The sequence below is a fragment of the Oceanobacillus caeni genome (genome assembly GCF_042678465.1).
In the GTDB taxonomy this organism is placed as follows: Bacteria; Bacillota; Bacilli; order Bacillales; family Amphibacillaceae; genus Oceanobacillus; species Oceanobacillus caeni.
Window position 1 is genome coordinate 18,992 of sequence record NZ_JBHTKV010000013.1, and the last position, 24,099, is coordinate 43,090.

Sequence of the window (24,099 nt, forward strand, 5' to 3'; positions counted from 1 at the left end):
GATCGAGTCGGCTAAAGTCTTTAGTACCGAAGTGTCTTTATTAATCGGACTTTTGAACAACCTCTTAAAATAGATTTAGTTTTCATAAGAAATGAGTGTGAGAGAATGGCAATGGAAGAAAATACAACAACAGAACAAGCTTATGATGCTGATCAAATACAAGTTTTAGAAGGGTTAGAAGCTGTTCGAAAAAGACCCGGAATGTATATTGGTTCTACATCTGAACGTGGATTGCATCATCTTGTTTGGGAAATTGTTGATAATAGTATCGATGAAGCCTTGGCTGGATATTGTGATCACATTGAAATCGCTATTGAAAAAGATAATAGTATTACGGTTCAAGATAATGGACGTGGTATTCCAGTAGATATTCAGAAGAAGACAGGCAGACCAGCTTTAGAAGTTATTATGACGGTTCTCCATGCTGGCGGTAAGTTTGGCGGTGGCGGATATAAGGTTTCTGGTGGACTTCATGGTGTTGGTGCATCGGTTGTTAATGCCTTATCAGCTAATATGGAGGTCTATGTGCATCGTGATGGTAAAATCCACTTTCAAGGTTATGAAAAAGGTATTCCACAAAACGAAATTAAAGTAATTGGAGAAACGGATATAACAGGCACGGTTACACATTTTAAGCCAGATCCAGAAATTTTTACTGAAACATTGGAATATAACATGGAAACACTAACTCAACGTGTTCGTGAATTAGCCTTCTTAAATAAAGGATTAAGAATATCACTTGAAGATAAAAGAATTGATCAAGAACCTGTAAGTTTCCATTATGAAGGTGGAATTAAATCTTACGTTGAATATATTAACTCCAAAAAGGAAGTCTTACATGAGCCCTTTTATGCTGAAGGAGAAGATCAGGAAATTTCTGTAGAGGTCTCCATCCAATATAATGATGGATTTGCTACAAATATATACTCTTTTGCAAACAATATTCACACGTATGAAGGCGGAACACATGAAGTTGGATTTAGAACAGGGTTAACCCGTGTAATAAATGATTATGCGCGTAAAAATAATTTAATCAAAGAGAGAGACGCCAATCTTACTGGGGATGATGTGAGAGAAGGTATCACCGCAATTGTCTCTATAAAACATCCTAATCCACAATTTGAAGGCCAAACGAAAACAAAACTTGGAAATAGTGAAGTAAGAACAGTAACGGATGCTGTTTTCAGCGATAAATTTTCTGCATTTCTTTTTGAAAACCCTAGCGTTGCGAAAATTATTGTAGAAAAGGGATTAATGGCATCAAGAGCACGTATGGCAGCTAAAAAGGCACGTGAATTAACAAGAAGAAAAGGTGCCTTAGATGTGTCAAGTTTACCTGGGAAGCTAGCTGATTGTTCTTCTAGGGATGCATCTATTAGTGAACTTTATATCGTTGAGGGAGACTCAGCTGGTGGTTCAGCTAAATCAGGGCGAGACCGTCACTTCCAAGCAATTCTCCCTTTACGAGGCAAAATTTTAAACGTAGAAAAAGCACGTTTAGACCGAATTCTGTCAAATAATGAAGTTCGAGCGATGATTACAGCTTTAGGGACAGGGATTTCTGAGGACTTTGATATTTCTAAAGCAAGATATCATAAAGTAGTTATCATGACAGATGCTGACGTAGATGGAGCACATATACGTACATTACTATTAACATTTTTCTATCGTTATATGCGCCCATTAATAGAAAATGGATATATTTATATTGCACAACCACCTTTATACCAGATCAAACAAGGAAAAGCCGTTCATTACGTTTATGATGACAAGGAATTACAAGAAATTTTAGATAAATTACCTCAAAATCCAAAACCTGGTATTCAGCGTTATAAAGGTCTTGGCGAAATGAACGCAGAACAATTATGGGAAACAACAATGGATCCAGATAAACGTACTTTACTAAGGGTTGAATTAGAAGATGCGATTGATGCAGACCAAGTATTTGATATGTTAATGGGTGATAAAGTAGAGCCAAGACGTCAGTTCATAGAAGAAAATGCTCAATATGTGAAGAATTTAGATATTTAAAGATAGGTAAGTAGAAGTAAAAGATATATGAATGAGCAATTAGCTCATTCTTTTATACTTGGCAAAGGATAAAATTTGAGCGAGAAGCGGATTCGGTGTAGCAAAAAATTTTAATGTTCCAAGTATAAGAAAAGCTAACACATTCGCTTAAGGACAAGCGAATGTGAGTTTTTCTAATGTTTACTCTTTTGCTTTTCATAGGAGGTATAAAATATATGGCTGAAGAAAGCCGTCCTAGTGTACAGGATGTTAATATTAGTAAAGAGATGCGTACATCTTTCTTAGATTATGCGATGAGTGTTATTGTATCGCGTGCCCTCCCAGATGTTAGGGATGGAATGAAGCCTGTTCATCGTAGAATTTTATATGCAATGAATGATTTAGGTATGCATTCAGATAAGGCTCATAAAAAATCAGCTCGTATCGTTGGTGAAGTAATCGGTAAATACCATCCACATGGTGATTCAGCAGTTTATGAAACGATGGTACGTATGGCACAAGATTTTAGTTATCGATATATGCTTGTTGATGGTCACGGCAACTTTGGATCGGTTGATGGTGACTCCGCAGCTGCAATGCGTTATACAGAAGCAAGAATGTCCAAAATATCTATGGAATTAGTTCGTGATATTAACAAAGATACCATTGATTATCAGGATAACTATGATGGTTCAGAACGCGAACCAGTTGTCTTTCCATCTCGCTTTCCTAATTTATTAGTCAATGGGACCTCGGGAATTGCCGTTGGAATGGCAACCAATATTCCTCCACATAATCTAGGTGAGACCATTGATGCGGTATTAGCCGTAAGTAAAGATCCAGAAATTACAATTGAAGAAATCATGGAAAGCTATTTGCCAGGACCTGATTTCCCTACTGCTGGGCAAATTCTCGGTAGAAGTGGTATCCGTAAGGCTTATGAGACAGGAAAAGGTTCTATTACCGTTCGTGCAAAGGCCAATATTGAAGAACATGCTAATGGGAAGTCTTCCATTATTGTCACTGAACTCCCTTATCAAGTAAACAAGTCAAAATTGGTTGAAAAAATAGCAGAACTTGTTCGTGATAAAAGAATTGAAGGTATTACAGATCTTAGAGATGAATCTGACCGTAATGGAATGCGAATCGTAATTGAATTACGTCGAGATGCAAATGCCAATGTCGTTTTAAATAATTTATATAAACAAACCTCTATGCAAACAACATTTGGTATTAACACACTAGCTCTTGTTGACGGTCAACCTAAGGTATTGAACATTAAAGAGTGTTTAGTACATTATTTAAACCACCAAAGAGTGATTATTAGAAGAAGAACGGAATTTGAATTAAGGAAAGCAGAAGCACGTGCCCATATTTTAGAAGGACTACGCATTGCTTTAGACCATATAGACGAAGTAATTACACTTATCCGTAATTCGAAAACAACTGATATTGCTCGTACAGGTTTAATGGAAACATTCCATCTATCCGAAAAACAAGCACAAGCAATCTTGGATATGCGTTTGCAACGTTTAACAGGACTAGAACGAGATAAAATTGAAGAGGAATATACTGAATTACAAAAGCTTATTGCTGAATTAAGAGCAATTTTAGCGGATGACGAGAAAATACTTGAAATTATCCGTGAAGAGCTATTAGAAATTAAGGAAAAATATAATGATGATAGACGTACAGAAATTGTCGTTGGTGGAACTGATTTCTTTGAAGATGAAGACCTTATTCCAGAAGAAAATATCGTCATTACATTAACTCATAAAGGGTATATTAAACGTCTTCCGTCCTCAACTTATCGTACCCAAAAACGGGGTGGACGTGGAATCCAAGGTATGGGTACAAATGAAGATGATTTTGTAGAACATTTAGTTTCTACATCTACCCATGATACGATTCTATTCTTTACGAATAAAGGAAAAGTTTATAGAGCTAAGGGATATGAAGTTCCTGAGTTTTCAAGAACGGCAAAAGGTATACCAATCATTAATATGCTTCAAGTAGAAAGTGGAGAATGGGTTAATGCAGTTATTTCGGTAAGTGAATATAAGGAAGAGGCCTATCTATTCTTTACTACAAAATTTGGTATTACCAAACGTACATCTTTATCTATGTTTGCTAACATACGTAAAGGTGGACTTATTGCTCTTGGATTACGAGAAGATGATGAACTTATATCCGTTAAATTGACCAATGGAAGTAAAGATATTATGATTGCAACGAAACAAGGGTATCTTATTCGCTTTGAGGAAACCCAGATTAGAGCGATGGGTAGAACTGCTGCAGGTGTAAGAGGTATATCTTTACGTGATGATGATGAAGTAGTATCAATGGAAGTATTAGAAGAAGGCTCTCATATTCTTCATGTGACGAATAAAGGTTACGGAAAACAAACACCGGAATCTGAATATCGTAGAATAAACCGTGGTGGTAAAGGCGTTATTACATGTAAGTTAAATGATAAAACAGGGCATGTCTCTGCTGTTAAAGCTGTTAATGGCGAAGAAGATTTAATGGTAATTACTGTAGGAGGCGTACTCATTCGTATTCCTGTAAAAGATATTTCTATAACTGGAAGAAGTACAATGGGTGTCCGACTCATTCGCTTACATGATGATGAAGAGGTAGCTACAGTTGCTAAAATTGAACAAGAAGAAAATGATGCTGAAAATGAAGATGCTACTGAATTAGGGTCTAAAGAAGAAACTGAAACGGAAACAGATAACAAAATAGATGAATAAAAAAGGTGGCTTTAAAGCCACCTTTTTTAGCTGGTAAGAAGGGCTTTCCCTGTCCACCAAAGCTTTTTAAATAAAATGGACATAGGAATTGCCATATTTTAATTTCCTTTATCCATATTTTTGTATAATTCATCTTCTAGTATTTTTGGAATCTTTTTTGCTGTTATATCTAAAAACTGTAATATGAAAGGGTAATCCATTTCCGGTTTTGATGATAATAAGTCCCCCCACCATTCGGCTTCATAACGACAAAGCATACTTAGATTATATAAAAGTAAATAATGAATCATGACATCCGATATTGGTAGAAAATGTTCTCTATTAAGTGGAAAATATATTTTATCATCGTCCATGTGTTTGTAAAAAGGCCCATTAAATGATTCTAGCCTTTCTTCCAACTGAACAGTAATGACGGACTGACGCTCTTCCATATGTTTGATTACCGATAAATAGGGTTTGATTCGATTGAGAAAAGCATCTTTCGTTATGTGATAATAATCCAGTATTGTAGTAGGAAATTGAAGTATTGGAGAATCCTTTGAACCAACCACTACCATTTTTTCAGTTCCTTGGAAGGAAAAGAAGGTTTGCATTTCTGGTATAAGGGAAAATAAGTCCACCATTTGAATCTTGTCAAAAGGAACAGGATTAATAGAATATAGATGCTTCGAAAGGTATGGAAAAAGCCCATTAATTTGGACTTTCACTTCATCCGACATAAATGTATAATTACGCTTTTTTCTCTTCCTAGATGTAACTCCATGTGACAATAAAACGGTAGATTCTGGGTAATTCGGACGCTTAGTTAATAAACAGGCTTTTAATAAATGGGTTAATCCATAAAAATATAAAACAGGTTTAGCAAAAAGCTCTACCTTATGGCCAATTTCATAAAATTTCCTACCATGATCAAGATAATATAATAAAGCATTATAATTTTGGTAACTTTTAGCTTCAACATCCTGTTCATTTATCTTTTTATAACAGCTTTGTAAGTAAACTTGAGCAGTTTGTTGTGAGGTTAAAAATGAAAAAAATCCATCTGATTTACTCATAATAATCTCCTAAGGTAATTTTCAGAATCTATTTACTTCTCATTTTTCAATAATATGTTGTTGAAAAAGAAGGATAGTTGGCGTATTGTATATAAAAATAGAGATTATCTACTAGTTTAGTCATTCATCTTTTATTAAATACCTTTTAAATTTGAGAAGGAGGAGTTACATTGCGAAAAGATAAATTTGCAAAAGAAGGTTTAACGTTTGATGATGTATTATTAATACCAGCGAAATCTGAAGTTTTACCTAATCAAGTTCAATTGAGTACGGAGCTTACGCCAAGTTTAAAATTAAATACGCCATTTATAAGTGCCGGAATGGATACCGTAACAGAAGCTGAAATGGCAATTGCTATGGCTCGTCAAGGTGGTTTTGGAGTCATTCATAAAAACATGTCGATTGAAGAACAAGCTGAACAAGTTGACCGTGTAAAACGTTCAGAGAGTGGTGTTATTACTAATCCATTTTTCTTAACACCAGAACATCAAGTATATGATGCCGAACATTTAATGGGTAAATTCCGTATTTCAGGTGTGCCAATTGTAAATTCTGTAGAAGAACAACAATTAGTTGGTATTATTACCAACCGTGATTTACGCTTTATTCAAGATTATTCTATTTCTATTTCTGAAGTGATGACTAGTACTGATTTAATTACTGCGCCGGTTGGAACAACATTGGAAGAAGCGGAAAAAATCCTCCAAAAATATAAAATTGAGAAATTACCATTAGTGGACGGGAATAACGTATTAAAAGGTTTAATTACGATTAAAGATATTGAAAAAGTAATTGAGTTCCCAAATGCTGCTAAAGATGCTCAAGGCAGACTTTTAGTCGGAGCAGCTGTTGGGGTAACGAAGGATGCAATGAAGCGTATCGATAAGCTAGTAGAAGCGGGTGTAGACGTTATTGTCATCGATACAGCACATGGTCATTCTAAAGGTGTTCTTGACCAGGTTAAAGAAGTACGTAAAGAATACCCTGAATTAAATATTATTGCTGGTAATGTTGCAACTGCAGATGGTACTAGAGAACTTATTGAAGCGGGTGCCTCCATTGTTAAAGTTGGTATCGGACCGGGATCAATATGTACGACACGTGTCGTAGCGGGTGTTGGAGTACCACAAATTACAGCGGTAAACGATTGCGCTATGGCGGCACAAGAATATGGTGTACCAATTATTGCAGATGGTGGTCTTAAATATTCTGGAGATATCGTTAAAGCAATGGCAGCAGGTGCGCATGCTGTTATGGTGGGTAGTATGTTTGCTGGTACTACTGAAAGTCCTGGTGAAACAGAAATCTATCAAGGAAGAAAATATAAAGTATATCGTGGTATGGGATCTGTCGGGGCTATGAAAGCCGGCTCTAAAGACCGTTATTTCCAAGGCGATACAGATAATAAAAAACTAGTTCCTGAAGGTATTGAAGGTAGAGTACCTTATAAAGGTTCGTTAGCAGATACGATTCATCAATTAAGCGGTGGTCTTCGTTCTGGTATGGGCTACTGTGGAACAGCAACCATTGATGCTTTACGAAATGAAGCTCAATTTGTAAGAATTACTAATGCTGGTATACGTGAAAGCCATCCACATGATGTCCAAATTACAAAAGAGGCTCCTAACTATTCCGTTCAATAACTAAATGGTTAGGTAAAACCTTTTGAACAACCTCTATAAAATTTTTTTAAGGTGAGGACTTTCCTCATCTATTTTTTTTTGAGATGCTATGTTAAAATAACAAAGTATCTGTGAAATTTTAAATAGAAAACATGCCATTTTTGTAAAAAAAGAAAGTTTTATTTCTTTCTACCTAATAAAAATAGACAAAGGGAATTTTTGGAGGTAAAAAATGTTTAAACATCACAAGAAAATTATATCGTTATTTTTCCTACTAACGGTTTCACTAGGAATTCTTACCTATCATCCTAATAATATAAAAGCGGAGGCTTCCTTAGATATAGATGCAGAGGCAGCTATTCTAGTTGACTTTGATACAGGGAAGATATTATACGCAAAAAATGAGAACGTGTTACTTCCTCCAGCAAGTATGACGAAAATGATGACAGAGTATTTAGTAATGGAGGCAATTAAAGAAGGAAAAATTTCATGGGATACAACTACACAAATTAGTGATTATGCTTATGCTATCTCAGCTAATACCTCATTATCAGGCGTAGGTTTAGTACAAAATAAGCAGTATACTGTAAAAGATTTATATCAAGCAATGGCGATTAACTCAGACAATGCAACAACAATTGCACTTGCAGAACTTGTTGGCGGCTCTGAAACTGAATTTGTTAAAATGATGAATCAAAAGGCCAAGGAATTAGGCCTAGAATCCAAGTTTGTTAATGCTTCAGGATTAGACAATAAAGATTTAGAAGGAAATCAGCCGGAAGGTACTAGTGTGGAAGATTTGAATTTATTAACTGCCCGTTCTACGGCAATACTAGCATATAACCTTATAAAAGATTTCCCAGAGGTCTTAGAAATTGCTTCTATCCCGAAAACAACATTTGATGGACAAGAGATAGATAACTGGAATAGAATGCTTCCACATGAGGGAGTAAACTTTAAACAGTTTTATTACGAAGGTGTAGACGGACTAAAGACCGGCTTTACGGATAGTGGTGGATATAATTTTACAGGAACAGCTGTAAGAAACGGACAACGATTAATTTCTGTTGTGATGAAGTCGGAAAGTGAAGCACAACGTTTCCAACAAACAAGTAAACTTTTAGATTATGGTTATAATAACTTTACAGCACAGGAATTATTCCCTAAAGGTTATCAACTAAAAGGACAAACGGAGGTTCCTGTATCTAAAGGGAAAGAAAAGAATGTAGAGGTTTCTTTAGCTGAAGGCATTACCGTACCAGTTAAAGGTGACGATGCTGAAAATTATACTCTTAAATATGAATTAGATAAATCCAAATTAAATGAAGATGGTGAATTAATTGCACCAATTGAAAAAGGCGAAGTAATTGGTACAGCTAAACTTGTTTATAAAGGCGATAATGATTATGGATATATTACGGATGATCAAGGGTCTGTACCAATTGTAACAGACCAAGCGGTAGAAAAAGCAAATTGGTTTATGCTTACAATCGGAGCTATTGGTGACTTCTTTGCTAATATATTTTCTTCAGCAGTAGATTGGATTAAAGGTTTATTTTAATTTGCATCTTTATTAAAAAATGATTATGATAATGATAATAAAACAATCTTATCAACAGTGTTGAAAGGAATTAGTAACAGTAACACCTATCTAAAGAGAGTCGATGGTTGGTGGAAATCGATGTTAGAGTGCTGTGAATCCATCCTTGAACTGGTTTACGGAAAGGAATTCCCTCCAAGTAAGTAAACCCGGTAAGTGCCGTTACAACGTGAAAGCCGGAAGAGATTATCTCTTCAATAAGGGTGGCAACGCGGGAATTATACTCTCGTCCCTATCTATTTGGGATGGGGGTTTTTTGTATTTATCCAAAATTTAAGGAGGAAGTGTCATGTTAGATTTAAAATATTTACGTAATAATTTTGAAGAAGTAAAAACAAAACTTAACCACCGCGGTGAAGATTTATCAGAATTAGACCATTTTGGTGAGGTCGATGAAAGACGTAGACGACTTATTTTAGAAACAGAAACTTTAAAAGCAAAACGAAATGAAGTGACTAAGCAAATTTCCGCCCTAAAAAGGGAGAAAAAAGATGCTGAGCCTGCAATAAAGGAAATGCGTGAAGTAGGAGACCAAATAGCGAAATTAGACAAAGAATTAAAAGAGTTAGAAGATAAATTACAACAGATCATGCTTTCTATCCCTAATATTCCCCATGAAAGTGTCCCTGTAGGTGAAGATGAGGATGATAATGTGGAAGTTCGCAGGTGGGGTGACGTTCCAACATTTGATTTTGAGGATAAAGCACATTGGGATATCGCAACAGATCTTGATATTTTAGATTTCGAACGAGCTGGAAAAGTTACGGGAAGTCGGTTTGTTTTTTATAAAGGATTGGGTGCTAGATTAGAACGTGCACTTCTTAACTTTATGATGGATTTACATGCAGATAAACATGGTTATACCGAAGTCCTCCCACCGTCTATTGTAAATCGCACAAGCATGACTGGTACTGGACAATTGCCAAAGTTTGAAGAAGATGCATTTAAAGTAGAAGATTGGGATTATTTCCTAGCCCCTACAGCAGAGGTCCCTGTTACGAATTATCATCGTGATGAAATTTTAAATGTGGATGATTTACCACGAAAATATGTAGCATATAGTGCATGTTTCCGTTCTGAAGCGGGATCTGCTGGTCGCGATACAAGAGGATTAATTCGCCAACATCAATTTAATAAAGTAGAATTGGTCCAATTTGTGAAGCCAGAAGAGTCTTATGAAACATTAGAAACATTGACAAATCATGCGGAAAAAGTACTACAATTACTTGAATTACCTTATCGAGTAATGAGTATGTGTACTGGAGACCTAGGATTTACAGCAGCTAAAAAGTATGACATAGAGGTATGGATTCCGAATCAAAATACGTACCGTGAAATTTCTTCTTGTTCTAATTTTGAAGACTTCCAAGCAAGACGTGCAGGAATTCGATTCCGTAGAGAAGCAAATGGTAAGCCTGAATTTGTTCATACATTGAATGGATCTGGATTAGCAATCGGAAGAACAGTTGCAGCAATTCTTGAGAACTATCAACAGGAAGATGGCTCAGTTAAAGTACCAAAAGTCTTGGTTCCTTATATGGGTGGTTTAGAATATTTGAAGTAAAAAAGGGAGAGAACTTCTCCCTTTTTTTTATAAAAATTATTGACATGCTTGTCGAAAGATGGTATATTAATTTTTGTTGTTACGGAGGTATACCCAAGTCTGGCTGAAGGGGTCGGTCTTGAAAACCGAGAGGCGGGTCAAACCGCGCGGGGGTTCGAATCCCTCTACCTCCTCCATTTTTAATTAACGCGCACATAACTTTGGAGATAAAAGGACACCGTTACTTATTGTAATGGTGTCTTCTAATATACGAACATTATTTTTAATAAAGCATATATTACTTTAAATAACTAAATAAGTAAGGCAAAGAATAGGCTAGTAGTACATATTTATTCGAAAAGAGAAGGAAGCCATAGGCTGAAAGTTTCCTACGAAAGAAAGTGTATGAACCTACCTATGAGTCGTTAGTTAAGAAGCTAACCACAGAATACTGTGTTATCAAAAAAGAGAGGGTAATGAATTTACCAAATTAGGTGGTACCGCGGAACCCATTCCGTCCTAAATGTTATGATAGGGCGGAATGGGTTTTTTATATTATTTTATAAGAGGTTGTTCAAAAAGGGGGAAGTGAAGTGAAAAAAAACATAACTTTTTTAGGGGCAGGGTCAATCGCTGAGGCAATTTTATCTGGAATTGTAAATGCGGAGATAATTGAAAAGGAAAACATCTTTGTTACAAATAGAAGTAATCAACAACGCTTAGAGTATTTAGAGGAAAAGTACGGAGTAACAACGGTACAGAATAAAGAAATGGCAATCCGTTCTGCCGATATACTTATTTTAGCTATGAAGCCATATGATCTTCACGAATCTTTACAGGGTCTTAAAGGGTTTATTCATAAAGGACAATTAATTATTTCTATTCTTGCAGGTATTTCAACAGATACGATAACGAAAGAATTAGAAATGGCTTCCCCTGTTATTCGAGTAATGCCAAACACATCGGCAATGATCGGGCATTCTGCAACTGCATTAAGTAAAGGTCAGCATGCTTCAGAAGAGCATTTAAGGATAGCTGAGGAACTTTTTAAAACCATTGGAACAACAACTCTAGTGAAAGAAGATGACATGCATATTGTAACAGCAATTGCTGGTAGTGGTCCTGCTTACTTTTACTATATGGTCGAAGCTATGGTAAAGGCTGCTGTAGAATCAGGCTTTGATCAACAAACAGCAAAAGAACTAATTACACAAACGATAAAAGGTGCTGGAGAAATGTTGCAACAATCGGATGACTCTCCTAGTACATTACGAAAAAAAATAACTAGCCCAAATGGCACTACAGAGGCCGGGATAAATGTCTTAGAACAAAACCATTTTCAACGTATTGTGATGGATTGTGTAAATAAGGCTAAAGAACGTTCTGAGGAATTGGGAAAAAACTAATCTTCATATAAAAAACTAGTTGTTCTATTAAATGAACAGCTAGTTTTGAAATTCAGTTGGATAAGATTAGGTTATAGGTCTTTTCATTTTGTGAGCTTTTTTGTATAATATAAGATACGGATTTCATTCGATATGGCCTCGTAGCTCAGGGGATAGAGCAATGGTTTCCTAAACCATGTGCCGCAGGTTCGAATCCTGCCGGGGCCGCTTATATGAAAGGCATGCTTATTAATTTAGCATGCTTTTTTTAATTTTTAAAACTTCACACTTTAAAATTGTCACAAAATATTCTAAAATGGAATTAAGATACCTAATATTTTAATTATTTTATTTAGTTAGAAATGTAATCGATTCCAAATGGTGAGGTGAAAGTAATGGATATGAAAGTAATTTCAGCAAGAGAAGGAGATTATAACTTAAAGAATTATGATGAGTTCCGTGAGAATTTTTCATGGGATGCTATAGAAAGGAACTTTTCCTGGTATGAGACTGGAAAAGTAAACATGGCGTATGAGGCGCTAGACCGTCATGCGGAAAATCCAATTACTAAAGATAAGATTGCTTTATTATATTCTTCACCAGAGAGGGAAGAAACATTAACTTTTTCTCAATTGAGTAAGGATAGTAATAAATTTGCTAATGTTCTTAAGAAATATGGTACTGAAAAAGGGGATAGAGTATTTCTTTTCATGCCAAGGAGTCCTGAATTTTATACAGCCTTCTTTGGTATTTTAAAAGTGGGTGCCGTTGCAGGTCCGCTTTTTGAAGCCTTTATGGAGCAGGCGGTACGTGACCGTTTAAAAGATAGTGAGGCAAGAATTCTTATTACAACACCTGATCTTCTTGAAAGGGTACCACAAGCCGACTTACCAGACTTGGAAAAAATCATTATTGTCGGGGAAATAAATGATAACTCCAAAAAATATATTCGATATGCTGAAGAAATGGAGGACGCTTCAGAGGAATTTGAAATGGAATGGGTTGACTTAGAGGACGGAATGATTCTTCATTATACTTCCGGATCTACAGGAAAACCAAAAGGGGTGTACCATGTTCATAATGCAATGATTCAGCATTATGCTACGGCATCATGGGTTTTAGATTTGAAACAAGATGATATTTATTGGTGTACTGCTGATCCTGGTTGGGTTACAGGGACTAGCTATGGAATATTTGCTCCTTGGTTACATGGAGTGACAAACGTCATTCGAGGTGGGAGATTCACACCTGATGATTGGTATCAAACATTAGAAAAAAATAAAGTCACAGTCTGGTATACGGCACCTACAGCGCTACGCATGTTGGTTAGCTATGGCGAGGATAAACTAAGAAGATATAATTTAACTTCCCTTAGACATATTATGAGTGTTGGGGAACCACTTAACCCTGAAGTAATTACATGGGGAATGAAGGCATTTAATTTAAGGATTCACGATACATGGTGGATGACAGAAACAGGTGCACAACTTATTGCTAATATACCTGCCTTAGAAATACGTCCCGGATCCATGGGTAAACCAATTCCTGGTATCGAAGCTTCTATCGTCGATAATGAGGGGAATGAGTTACCTCCAAATCAGATGGGAAACTTGGCTATAAAAGCTGGATGGCCAGCAATGATGCGTAAGATTTGGAATAATCCTTCTAAATATGAAAGTTATTTTATTAATGGATGGTATGTTTCTGGGGATAGTGCTTACCGTGATGAAGACGGGTACTTCTGGTTCCAGGGTAGATTGGATGATGTCATTAATACCTCTGGTGAGCGAGTTGGTCCATTTGAAGTGGAAAGTAAATTAATTGAACATGAAGCGGTAGCAGAAGCTGGTGTGATTGGTAAACCACATCCAGAGCGTGGAGAAATTATAAAAGCCTTTATTACATTAAATGAGGGATATGAAGAATCACCTGAGTTATTAGAGGATATTCGACAATTTGTAAAAACTGGCTTAAGTGCACATGCCGCTCCACGTGAAATAGAAATAACGGATAGTATTCCAAAAACACGGAGCGGGAAAATTATGCGTCGTTTATTGAAATCTTGGGAGTTAGGGTTGCCAACAGGCGACACGTCTACATTAGAAAATTAAAGAATGTTAAAAAACTTGGCGTTCGCTTTAGCTTGTGAATGCCAAGTTGTACTTATGCAAATCTTTACAGTGGGACGAATAATCGGAGTCTCACATGGGAAGGACTTTTATATTTTCCTTCTTGCTAAAAATAATAAGCGTATTACCTACAAGCAAATAGTTGTAAGGCATCACGCTTATTATTTTTTACCTTTTAGTAATCTACCATGAAACGATATTAATTCGTTATATCGTCAGCGGGTCCAAATATTTCGAAATGGATATCTGATTCATTCGCACCAAATTTAGTTAAGTTTTGGTACATAGCTCTCATAAATCCTTTTGGTCCACAGAAGTAAAATGCGGCATCGTTAGTTGGTAAAATAGTGCGTAACCATTCATAATCAATATAGCCTTCTTTATCAAATTGATCTCCTTCAACTGGATTGTCATAAACGGTATAGCTTTTTACTTGTGAGTGATTACGTGTAATTTCATCTACTCGAGCTTTCATAGCATGAAGTTTTCCATTTCTTGCTGCATGGATGTAGTAAACTTCACGTTCAGGCTGTTCCTTAATCACTGTTTCAAGCATACTCATCATTGGCGTTAACCCTACACCACCACTGATTAGGACAAGTGGACGAGTATCTTTAAGGTCTAAAACGAAATCTCCACCGGGTGCACTAATTGGGAGAACGCTCCCTTCTTCTAAATTCGTGTGTAAGAAATTAGAAACAATACCAGCTGGATTATCACCAATTGCGTCTTCCCGTTTTACACTAATACGATAATAATTTTGTCCTGGAGCACAAGACAAGCTATATTGACGTAGATGATTATAAGGTTGATCTTCTATTTCTGCTTTAACAGTAATATATTGTCCAGGTAAAAATGTTGCTATTTCCCCACCATCAACAGGTTGTAGATAGAATGAGGTAATAACATCACTTTCCTTTACTTTTTCTACTACTTTAAAGTCACGGTAATCTACCCAACCACCTTTTTTATTTGCAACTTCTTCATACATTTCCTTTTCAGTAGAGATAAATACATCAGCAATAACACCATATGCCTTTTCCCAGGCAGTCATGATATCGTCTGTTGCAGCATCTCCTAATACTTCTTTAATTGCAATTAATAGATTTTCACCGACGATTGGGTAATGTTCTGGTTTAATATTTAAACTTCTATGCTTCTCGCCAATCTGTTTTACAACGGGTAAAATTGCTCCAAGGTTATCAATGTACATCGCTGCAGCAAGAACAGTATTTGCAAGCGCCTTTTGTTGATCTCCCTTTCGTTGGTTTGTTTGGTTAAAAATATTTTTTAATTCCGGATGATTTTTAAACATTGTTTTATAAAAATGTTTTGTTATTTTAGTACCATGTTCTTGAAGTGCTGGAACAGTTGCCTTTACAGTATCGATTGTTTTTTGGTCTAATGTTAATGTTTCTGTAGCCATTAAAAACCACTCCATTCTATAGGTTTTTTAAACATGTATTTTATATACATCTTTATTGTATATAAAATATTTACATTGTAGCAATAGGGAAAACGGTAATTGTGTTACAATATTGTGAAAGCGATAAAGAGGTTATTCAAACACACATTTAAGTGAGGTAAGATAATTTGCAATTAAAAAAGTATACAGATTACTCGTTGCGTGTTTTAATTTTCACAGGTATGAAGTCGGGAGAGGAACTTGCTAATATAAAGGAAATCTCTCAAGTATTTAATATATCTCCAAATCATCTAGGTAAAATAGTACATCAATTAAATAAACTGGGATTGCTAGAAACAATAAGAGGGAGAAATGGGGGATTTCGTCTAGCTAAACCAGCGGATGAAATAAATATTGGTTTACTTGTTCGAGCATTAGAAAGCGAATCACCACTATTAGAATGCTTTGATAAGGGGTCTAACCATTGTGTGATTACACCTGCTTGTACATTAAAACATGTTTTGAATAGGGCATTACATTCCTTTTATAAGGTTTTAGAGGGTTATACTTTGCAAGATTTAATCCAAAATGAACAAGAACTAAAAGAACTTATGGGAATTTCAAAATAAAAAAGTGGATTCTACTCTAATAAGTAAGAATCCACTTTTATCATAAATAAAGTACGCTTAATGAACTATTCCAACTTTGTAACGTTAAATTGGTCTCCTAATAATAGCCAATTTTGCGGAAATGCTAAGCCTAATTTCCAGTAAGCAATACCGAGTATATCTAACTCCCGAATTAAGTCAAATTTTGCTTGTATGGATCTCGCGTCCTCAAACCATACCTCATGCTCTTTTCCATTTGAATCCCAATAATGAAAATATGGAGCTTGAGAACCTTCGTCATATTCAATGGCCGCATTATTTTCACGGGCGATTGCAATGGCTCGCTGTGGGCTTACTGCTTTTGCTGCAGGTCCTCCTTGGACGAATGGAAGGGTCCAGTCATACCCATATAAATTTTGCCCCATTACAATTTTTTCCTTTGGTATTTCTGTTAAGGCATACTCTAAAACACGACGAACTTCGTCAATCGGAGAAACTGCCATCGGAGGTCCGTAACTATATCCCCATTCATATGTCATTAGTACGACAAAGTCAGCAATCTCCCCATGTGTTCTATAGTCATGAGTTTCATATAAGGTTCCTTGTTGTGTTGCACTTGTTTTCGGGGCTAAGGCGGTCGACATAATAAGCCCAACCTGGGATAAGCGTGCTTTAGCTTTACGTAGAAACTCATTATACGCCTCCCTATCTTCAGGGTTTACAAATTCTATATCAAAGTGGACGTCACGATAACCACCTGCTGTAGCGGTATTCACTATTTGGTCTAATAATGTATTTTGAACAGCGCTAACGGTCAATATAATATGTGCTAAATCTGAACTAAAGGAACCTTCTTCTAAATTGGTAACGACCATTGATAGTGATGTACCATATTGCCTAGCTATTTGTGGCAAATTACCGGTAGGAGGCGGACTAAGCGTTCCATCCCGATTCACTTGGTAACTGAAATGAGCTAAATAAGTTAAATAAGGAGATGCTTTCCGTGCTGCATTCTCAAGATTTTCGGAAACAGTCCCACCAAGTGGTTCAAAATAAGCTATGGATGTTATCGCCCTTTTTTTAGGTGGGGGGACATATAATCTAAAGTTGATAGGCAAATTGGCGTTAACCGATATGTTGTTAATAGCAGCCAACTCTGTATAAGATAATCCGAATTTTCTAGAAATGGAGGAAAGGGAATCTCCCGGTTGTACAAAATAAAACTGGCCTATTATTGGAATAACTAAGGACTGGCCTACTACAAGTTGATTGGGAGTCTCTAACTCATTAGCTTGGGTAATAGCATTTATAGAGGAATGGTATGTACGTGCTATTTGATACAAAGAATCTCCTGGCTGAACAACATGAATTTGCAATAAACTTCCTCCTTTAAAATGAATGTTTGTTATTACCAATTGTATGAAAATTCGAAAGGACTTATGTCAATGGAATGATATTAATTAATAAAAGATACTTGATATATTGTTGAAGAGTCATTATTATTAGCGATATAATTTTAGAAAAGTTGTGATCACAATGGATGAAAAATTTATGCATGCTGCTATTATGGAAGCGGAAAAGGCACGTAAATTAAATGAGGTACCAATTGGTGCTGTCATCGTTTATCAAGATGAAATTATTGCTTCAGGTTTTAATCTGCGTGAGTCCTCTCAATCGGCTTTATCTCATGCGGAATTGATTGCAATAGAGGAAGCTAACAAAGGAATAGGAAGTTGGCGATTGGAAGATTGTACACTTTATGTGACTTTAGAGCCGTGCCCTATGTGTGCAGGTGCTATCGTTCAATCTAGGATCCCACATGTTGTTTATGGTGCATATGATCCTAAGGCAGGGTGTGCAGGAACCATAATGAATTTACTTGATGAACCTAGGTTTAATCATCAAGTAAAGGTAACTAGCGGAATACTGGAGGAAGAGTGCTCAAAATTATTAACTGACTTTTTCCGTGACCTTAGAAACAGGAAGAAAGATAGCTCTAATTGAACTTTACTATTATTTCCATTGCAAAATGAACCTAATACCGATATAATGATAATTACCGTGCTAAGCGGGGAGGTAGCGGTGCCCTATACTCGCAATCCGCTATAGCGAGGCCGAATCCCCATTCGAGGTGGGCGATTGTATGGTCTGTCCTTAAGGAATTGGCGTTGACGCCCGGGTCCTGCGCAACAGAAACCCACGAACCCTGTCAGGTCCGGAAGGAAGCAGCAGTAAGTGGTCATTTCTGTGTGCCGCAGGGAAGCCTAGGCTGAGCCATGAACTTAAGTAACGCATATAGTCGTCTCATCGACAATGGGTGCACGGTATACATAGAATATAAAAAGTTAGAGATAGCATCTCTAACTTTTTTTGTACAATAAATTACCTTATGCAGCCTTTATTAATGAAATGATTTTTTCGTGACAGTTCACATTCACCCTTCAAATCGGGTATAATGAAAATAAATATAAGTGCGTGTTCAAAAGGGAGGATGAAATGCGAAATGTCATTTTCACCGGACCTTTTGAACAACCTCTATAAAGGGGAATTTACGCTATGAGCTATCAAGCATTATACCGAGTCTGGCGTCCAAGGAAATTTGAAGACGTAGCAGGACAAACACATATTACTCGTACATTACAAAATGCAATTGTTGAACAAAAGTTTTCGCATGCTTATGTATTCTCAGGGCCAAGGGGGACTGGGAAAACAAGTGCTGCCAAAATCTTCTCAAAAGCAATTAACTGTGAGCACGCCCCCGTTAAAGAACCGTGTAATGAATGTGCAGCCTGCCGAGGAATACAAGATGGTACGATTCCAGATGTGATTGAGATTGATGCTGCTTCCAATACAAGTGTGGATGACATTCGTGAAATACGGGAAAATGTAAAATACGCATCAAGCTCTGTTCCTTATAAGGTGTATATCATTGATGAGGTACACATGATTTCTAATAATGCATTTAACGCCTTATTAAAAACACTAGAAGAACCACCAAAACATGTTGTGTTTATTTTAGCAACAACAGAACCGCATAAAATTCCCTTAACCATTTTATCGAGATGTCAGAGATTTGATTTTAAGCCAATCTCTAATCAAGCGATAGTGAATCGAATGAAGACAATTATAGAAGCGGAGAACCTAACTGTTACGGAAGAGGCTTTGGAAACTGTAGCTCTTGCTGCAGAGGGTGGAATGCGTGATGCATTAAGTATTTTAGATCAAGCTGTTTCATATAGTGAAGATATCGTAGAGTTAGAAGATGTTCTAGCTGTTACCGGTGGAGTATCCCAAGGGGTACTTACTGAAATAGTCGATGCAATGTATAATAAAAACGTTCAAGAGGCTTTAAAGCTGTTGGATACGATTATTCAAAACGGGAAAGATCCTGGTCGATTTGTATATGATTTAATCTACTTTTTACGGGATTTACTCTTATATAAAAGTGCTCCGGCTCTTGAACTTTTGGAAAGGGCGAGAGCTGATGAAGCATTTCAAACGCTTTCCAAAACAATTGGAAATGACTGGATTCAAGCAGCTATCATGCAATTAAATCAATGTCAGCAAGAAATAAAATGGACAAATAGTCCAAAGGTGTTTATTGAAATTGCAATCCTAACGATTACAAATCGCTACCATAGTGAAGAACAACAGTCCGGGACTATAGATTCTGATGCTATATTGAAATTAAACCAAAAGATATCCCAACTCGAAACGCAATTACAACAATTGAGGCAAAATCCAGTTGCAACCGCTAATCCACCACAAGTGGAAAAAAGAAGGCCACAAAGAGCTACTGGTAAGAGCAGTTATAAAGTTCCTTATGAAAGAATTCGTGGGGTTCTTAAAGAAGCAAATAAACCTTCACTAAAACAGGTTCAATCGGGTTGGGCTAATTTTCTAAGTCAGTTAAAAGGGACAAATGCTCCGGCACATGCTACTATTCAGGATAGTAAACCAGTAGCAGCATCTGACCAGGCAATAGTAGTTTCTTTTAAATATGAAATACATTGCTCCTTGTTTTTAGATCATAAAGATACTGTACAATCCGTACTTATGAGTGTATTAGGAAAGCAAATGGAAATAATTGCTATACCTGATCACGATTGGCAGGAACTACGAGCTGATTTTATCCAAAATCAGGAGAAAAGTAATCCTGAAAAAACGAAAGAACAACCAGATCCTGTAGTAGATGAAGCAAAGAAGCTTTTTGGTGATGATTTAGTAGAAATACATGATTAATTTTCTTTAGAAAATAGGATAAATAAAAGGAGGTATTTCCATGAAGGGAAATATGAATAATATGATGAAACAAATGCAAAAAATGCAAAAAAAAATGATGAAGGCTCAAGATGAACTGTTTGAAATGACATTTGAAGCTTCAGCTGGCGGCGGAATGGTAACGGTTATTGCAAATGGTAAAAAGGAAATTACTGATGTTCAAATTAAAGAGGAAGTTGTAGATCCCGATGATATTGAAATGCTTCAAGATTTAATTCTTGCTGCGACAAATGATGTTTTAAAACAAGTAGATGACAAAACAAATGATACAATGGGGCAGTTTACGAAGGGGTTAAATATGCCGGGAATGTTCTAGGAGGCACAACATGTATTATCCAGAACCTATTTCAAAATTAATTGATAGTTTTACCAAATTGCCAGGTATAGGGCCAAAAACAGCTGTACGCCTGGCCTTTTTCGTTATTAATATGAAGGATGACGACGTAATGGATTTTGCGAATGCTCTAGTGAATGCTAAACGGGAACTAACGCACTGCTCTGTTTGTGGTCATATTACCGATCAAGATCCATGTGCGATTTGCTCCGATACATCTAGAGACAATTCTATTATTTGTGTTGTACAAGATCCAAAAGATGTCATTGCTATGGAAAAAATGAAAGAATACAGAGGTAAATATCATGTTCTTCACGGTGCAATTTCCCCAATGGATGGAATTGGCCCAGAGGATATAAATGTCCCTGATTTACTGAAACGCTTAAAGGATGAGGAAGTTCAAGAGATTATACTTGCAACAAATCCAAATATTGAAGGTGAAGCTACCGCAATGTATATTTCACGCCTTGTGAAACCATCAGGTATTCGCACAACCCGAATTGCACATGGTCTTCCAGTTGGTGGAGATTTGGAATATGCAGATGAAGTGACTTTATCAAAAGCGTTAGAGGGTAGAAGAGACTTATAAAAGAAGATGTTCAAAGAGTCCGGTACAGGACGTGCTAGTGTCGGGGTTGAAAAGGACTTCTTAGCCGTTCCGGTTCTTTTTATCTTCCTTTTTGAACACGCATTAAAAAGGTGAAATTATGGGGAAAAAAATAAAGAAAAAAGATGTCGACATGGAACTATTAAATTCGATATATCAATTAGAATTAGAATGGAAACAAATTCATTCTATCATGGAGCATAGTGTGGAGGCATCTTATGTTGGTCGTCTTCAAGAGTCACTCGCTCAAGCGAAGTATATATTTTTATTAAAAGAGGCAAGACATCGGAATTTGCATGCTTTTAAAATAGAGTAATAGAATACTAGAATAACTTTAAGACAAGGGTAATTCCTTGTCTTTTTTAGTTCTTTTCTCTTTCCTTTAGTCATAAGTATAAGATAAAGAAGGCTTCCATCAGTGGGTGTTTTCCTTCATCCTCCTGATGGTTAGTCGCACTTTTCTTTGTATCCCCAGAAGCTTGAGGTGGGGATCTTACTACCCGTTTAGTGGGATAAAAATATATGCGGAAAAAGAGGGGTTGATTTTTTATGAGTTCAACACTCATTATTACTATTATGGTAGCATTAATTGTCCTTTTATTGTTAGTTGGAGCTCCTATAAAGCCAATGAGATTTATTGGACAAGCTACTGTAAAAATTGGAATAGGAATTCTATTTCTATTTTTTGTAAATGTATTTGGCGGTGCCATTGGCTTACATATTCCTATTAATATGTATACCGCCATTGTGGCTGGATTTCTAGGTTTATTTGGGGTAGCCTCCTTAACCGCCATTCATTTATTCATCATTTAGAGGTTGTTCCAAAAAGGTGACCTTAGCCGACCTTGTTCCTTTTCATCCTCCTTTTTGAATACGCACATTTAGGTGAAATTAAAGTTTCAAAGATTCCTTGTATACTTTCCGTTAGATTAGGAGATACTAAATTTTAACGGAGGTGGAAAGGATGGAGAAAGTAAATCTATTTGAACGATGTGGAATTTGTGAAGATGAAAAAGAGACTGGGATTCATTTATACAACATGTTTATTTGTTCAGAGTGTGAACATAACATGATTCATACGGAGCCAAGAGAAGAAAAGTATAAATATTATTTGCACAAGTTGAAAAATATTAGTACACCAAAACTATACTCCTAGTCCAAGTCTTTGCTTGCAAAGGCTTTTTTTCTTGCCGTATTATAATATTTAATAAGCTCAATATTTATACATTCTTTCTTACTTTATAACAAAAATAGAATGGAGATAAGAAATGGATCAGTCAAGTACACCTTTATTTTCTTTGTTAGATAGATTTGCAAGGAAACAATCTACATCTTTCCATGTTCCTGGTCATAAAAATGGTGAGATTTTTGCAGACTTTGCAAGTTCATATTTTAAACAAGTTTTAACATTAGACGTCACTGAGCTTCCGGGTTTGGATGATTTGCATGCCCCAACCGGTGCAATTCAAGAAGCAGAACAACTAGCATCGGAATTTTTTAAGTCAGAGCACACTTTTTTTCTTGTTGGTGGGAGTACAGTTGGTAATTTGGCAATGATCATGGCTTCTGTTCAACCAGGGGATAAAGTTATTGTGCAACGTAATAGCCATAAGTCCATTATGCATGGATTAGAACTAAGTGGTGCAAAGCCTGTTTTTATTGCGCCTGAGTTTGATAAGGATGTTGGTCGTTTTACTTCTCCTAGTTATCAAACTGTAGTAGCAGCAGTTAAGAAACACTCAGATGCAAAGGCTGTTATTCTTACTTATCCAGATTACTTTGGGAGAACCTACGATATAAAAAGAATGATAGACTTCATTCATCAGTATCATATTCCTGTTTTAGTAGATGAGGCCCATGGAGTACATTTTTCTCTAGGAGCTCCTTTTCCAGTATCTTCTCTTGAGTTAGGAGCGGATATCGTAGTTCAATCCGCACATAAAACAGCTCCTGCCATGACCCAATCCTCATACTTACATATTAAAAGTGTTTTTAATCTTAAAGACAAGGTTGCTTATTATTTGCAGATGTTACAATCTAGTAGTCCTTCTTATCCCCTAATGGCATCATTGGATATAGCAAGGAATTATTTAGCTACACGAACAGATGAGGATACAGAAGAGATCATTAGTAGCGTTTCCAAAGTAAGAAAATTACTTGGACAATGTAAAGGATTTGAAGTATTACCGTTAACAAGTAAAGATGACCCATTAAAAATATCTTTAAACGTAAAACCATACTATTCTGTCCAACAAGTAGTCTCAGGATTTGAGGAATTTCATATATACCCGGAATTAACGACAGACCGTCAAATATTGCTCATTCATGGATTGGCGCGGTTTAAACCATTTAGGCAGTTAGAAAAAGCGATAAAAAGAATCAATGAACAATTAAAAAAAGATATAATCCATGCTACAATAGATGTATCAAAGCTTTTTCCAGAAGCCATTTCTGAATTAGCTTTAACCTATCAAGAAATGAATCAATTAACATATACAACTGTCACTCTTGATAAAGGATTAGGGAAAATTGCTGCTGAATCCATTATTCCATATCCACCTGGAATCCCACTTATTTTAAAAGGGGAAAAAATAACAGAAACTCAAGCTATGACGGTGAACCATTTGCTTAAGCAAGGGGTTAACATACAACAAAGAACAAATGGTATCAAAATTTATAGCAATGGATAAGACAAGCGTAAGTGCCCGTTTAGCGACATATGTAGGTGAGGAAGTCTCGCTAGTTGCTAGGCGCTTAAGCTGGACAT

At 36.3% G+C, this 24,099-nt stretch carries 19 protein-coding genes, 2 tRNA genes, 1 other RNA gene and 2 other annotated features; of the genes, 19 read left to right on the plus strand and 3 right to left on the minus strand.

All coding sequences use genetic code 11. The annotated features are described in order from the left end of the window. Positions 1-111 precede the first annotated feature (111 nt). Both gyrB and gyrA read left to right on the plus strand, forming a co-directional pair. On the plus strand, positions 112-2,031 hold the full coding sequence (gyrB, locus tag ACFQ18_RS10650) for a DNA topoisomerase (ATP-hydrolyzing) subunit B (RefSeq protein WP_204798324.1): 1,920 nt from the start codon (positions 112-114) through the stop codon (positions 2,029-2,031). Between the two features lie 215 nt (positions 2,032-2,246). Continuing rightward, positions 2,247-4,763, plus strand: coding sequence for a DNA gyrase subunit A (gene gyrA / locus ACFQ18_RS10655; protein ID WP_060668660.1), 2,517 nt, complete (start codon positions 2,247-2,249; stop codon positions 4,761-4,763). 98 nt (positions 4,764-4,861) lie between these two features. Here gyrA and ACFQ18_RS10660 read toward each other — a convergent pair whose 3' ends face one another. Then, a complete protein-coding gene (locus ACFQ18_RS10660; RefSeq protein WP_047186863.1) occupies positions 4,862-5,818 on the minus strand; it encodes a YaaC family protein in 957 nt (318 codons plus the stop codon). Between the two features lie 170 nt (positions 5,819-5,988). Here ACFQ18_RS10660 and guaB point away from each other — a divergent pair, with 170 nt between their 5' ends. From guaB to acsA, 7 genes are all read left to right on the plus strand, one after another. After that, entirely contained in the window at positions 5,989-7,461 is a 1,473-nt protein-coding gene (guaB, locus tag ACFQ18_RS10665; RefSeq protein ID WP_060668658.1) for an IMP dehydrogenase, read from the plus strand. A 211-nt stretch (positions 7,462-7,672) separates the two neighbouring features. Further along, positions 7,673-9,001 carry a D-alanyl-D-alanine carboxypeptidase family protein gene (locus tag ACFQ18_RS10670; protein ID WP_052771800.1) on the plus strand — a complete coding sequence of 443 codons (1,329 nt, stop codon included), beginning with the start codon at positions 7,673-7,675 and terminating at the stop codon, positions 8,999-9,001. Between the two features lie 51 nt (positions 9,002-9,052). Continuing rightward, positions 9,053-9,277, plus strand: a binding site (T-box leader). Between the two features lie 52 nt (positions 9,278-9,329). Further along, positions 9,330-10,604: a serine--tRNA ligase gene (gene serS, locus ACFQ18_RS10675; protein WP_047186865.1), complete on the plus strand. Its 1,275-nt coding sequence runs from the start codon at positions 9,330-9,332 to the stop codon at positions 10,602-10,604. A gap of 83 nt (positions 10,605-10,687) precedes the next feature. Beyond that, a tRNA-Ser gene (locus ACFQ18_RS10680) sits at positions 10,688-10,780 on the plus strand. A 121-nt stretch (positions 10,781-10,901) separates the two neighbouring features. Beyond that, positions 10,902-11,108 (plus strand) — a binding site (T-box leader). Between the two features lie 68 nt (positions 11,109-11,176). Further along, positions 11,177-11,989, plus strand: a complete 813-nt coding sequence (gene proC, locus ACFQ18_RS10685; protein ID WP_204798320.1) for a pyrroline-5-carboxylate reductase — start codon at positions 11,177-11,179, stop codon at positions 11,987-11,989. A gap of 134 nt (positions 11,990-12,123) precedes the next feature. Then, positions 12,124-12,196, plus strand: a tRNA-Arg gene (locus ACFQ18_RS10690). Positions 12,197-12,363: 167 nt separating this feature from the next. Continuing rightward, the gene (gene acsA / locus ACFQ18_RS10695; RefSeq protein ID WP_204798319.1) at positions 12,364-14,079 is read left to right on the plus strand and encodes an acetate--CoA ligase; all 1,716 of its coding nucleotides are present in this window, start codon (positions 12,364-12,366) and stop codon (positions 14,077-14,079) included. A 217-nt stretch (positions 14,080-14,296) separates the two neighbouring features. On the opposite strand, the gene hmpA is transcribed toward acsA, so the two are convergent. After that, complete coding sequence (hmpA, locus tag ACFQ18_RS10700; protein WP_204798318.1) at positions 14,297-15,523, minus strand: NO-inducible flavohemoprotein; 1,227 nt, start codon at positions 15,521-15,523, stop codon at positions 14,297-14,299. A gap of 167 nt (positions 15,524-15,690) precedes the next feature. On the opposite strand from hmpA, the gene ACFQ18_RS10705 reads away from it, so the two are divergent. Further along, positions 15,691-16,131 carry an RrF2 family transcriptional regulator gene (locus tag ACFQ18_RS10705; protein ID WP_204798317.1) on the plus strand — a complete coding sequence of 147 codons (441 nt, stop codon included), beginning with the start codon at positions 15,691-15,693 and terminating at the stop codon, positions 16,129-16,131. Positions 16,132-16,196: 65 nt separating this feature from the next. Here the strand turns inward: ACFQ18_RS10705 and ACFQ18_RS10710 are convergent, their stop codons facing one another. Next, positions 16,197-17,486, minus strand: coding sequence for a LysM peptidoglycan-binding domain-containing protein (locus ACFQ18_RS10710; protein WP_204798316.1), 1,290 nt, complete (start codon positions 17,484-17,486; stop codon positions 16,197-16,199). A gap of 160 nt (positions 17,487-17,646) precedes the next feature. Between ACFQ18_RS10710 and tadA the strand changes: the two genes are divergently transcribed. The 9 genes from tadA to ACFQ18_RS10755 all read left to right on the plus strand — a co-directional run bounded on the left by tadA (position 17,647) and on the right by ACFQ18_RS10755 (position 24,022). Further along, positions 17,647-18,114 carry a tRNA adenosine(34) deaminase TadA gene (gene tadA, locus ACFQ18_RS10715; RefSeq protein WP_047186871.1) on the plus strand — a complete coding sequence of 156 codons (468 nt, stop codon included), beginning with the start codon at positions 17,647-17,649 and terminating at the stop codon, positions 18,112-18,114. 55 nt (positions 18,115-18,169) lie between these two features. Further along, an RNA gene (ffs, locus tag ACFQ18_RS10720) (signal recognition particle sRNA large type) lies at positions 18,170-18,435 on the plus strand. A gap of 231 nt (positions 18,436-18,666) precedes the next feature. Further along, complete coding sequence (dnaX, locus tag ACFQ18_RS10725; protein ID WP_204798315.1) at positions 18,667-20,352, plus strand: DNA polymerase III subunit gamma/tau; 1,686 nt, start codon at positions 18,667-18,669, stop codon at positions 20,350-20,352. A 40-nt stretch (positions 20,353-20,392) separates the two neighbouring features. After that, complete coding sequence (locus tag ACFQ18_RS10730; RefSeq protein WP_047186873.1) at positions 20,393-20,707, plus strand: YbaB/EbfC family nucleoid-associated protein; 315 nt, start codon at positions 20,393-20,395, stop codon at positions 20,705-20,707. Positions 20,708-20,717: 10 nt separating this feature from the next. Further along, positions 20,718-21,314 carry a recombination mediator RecR gene (gene recR, locus ACFQ18_RS10735; protein WP_047186874.1) on the plus strand — a complete coding sequence of 199 codons (597 nt, stop codon included), beginning with the start codon at positions 20,718-20,720 and terminating at the stop codon, positions 21,312-21,314. 118 nt (positions 21,315-21,432) lie between these two features. After that, on the plus strand, positions 21,433-21,648 hold the full coding sequence (locus ACFQ18_RS10740; protein WP_047186875.1) for a YaaL family protein: 216 nt from the start codon (positions 21,433-21,435) through the stop codon (positions 21,646-21,648). Between the two features lie 233 nt (positions 21,649-21,881). After that, positions 21,882-22,145 (plus strand): pro-sigmaK processing inhibitor BofA family protein, encoded by a 264-nt coding sequence (locus tag ACFQ18_RS10745; protein WP_047186876.1) that lies wholly within the window; start codon positions 21,882-21,884, stop codon positions 22,143-22,145. A gap of 151 nt (positions 22,146-22,296) precedes the next feature. Beyond that, entirely contained in the window at positions 22,297-22,488 is a 192-nt protein-coding gene (locus ACFQ18_RS10750) for a sigma factor G inhibitor Gin (RefSeq protein WP_047186877.1), read from the plus strand. Between the two features lie 112 nt (positions 22,489-22,600). Beyond that, complete coding sequence (locus tag ACFQ18_RS10755) at positions 22,601-24,022, plus strand: aminotransferase class I/II-fold pyridoxal phosphate-dependent enzyme (RefSeq protein ID WP_204798314.1); 1,422 nt, start codon at positions 22,601-22,603, stop codon at positions 24,020-24,022. Positions 24,023-24,099: the final 77 nt, after the last annotated feature.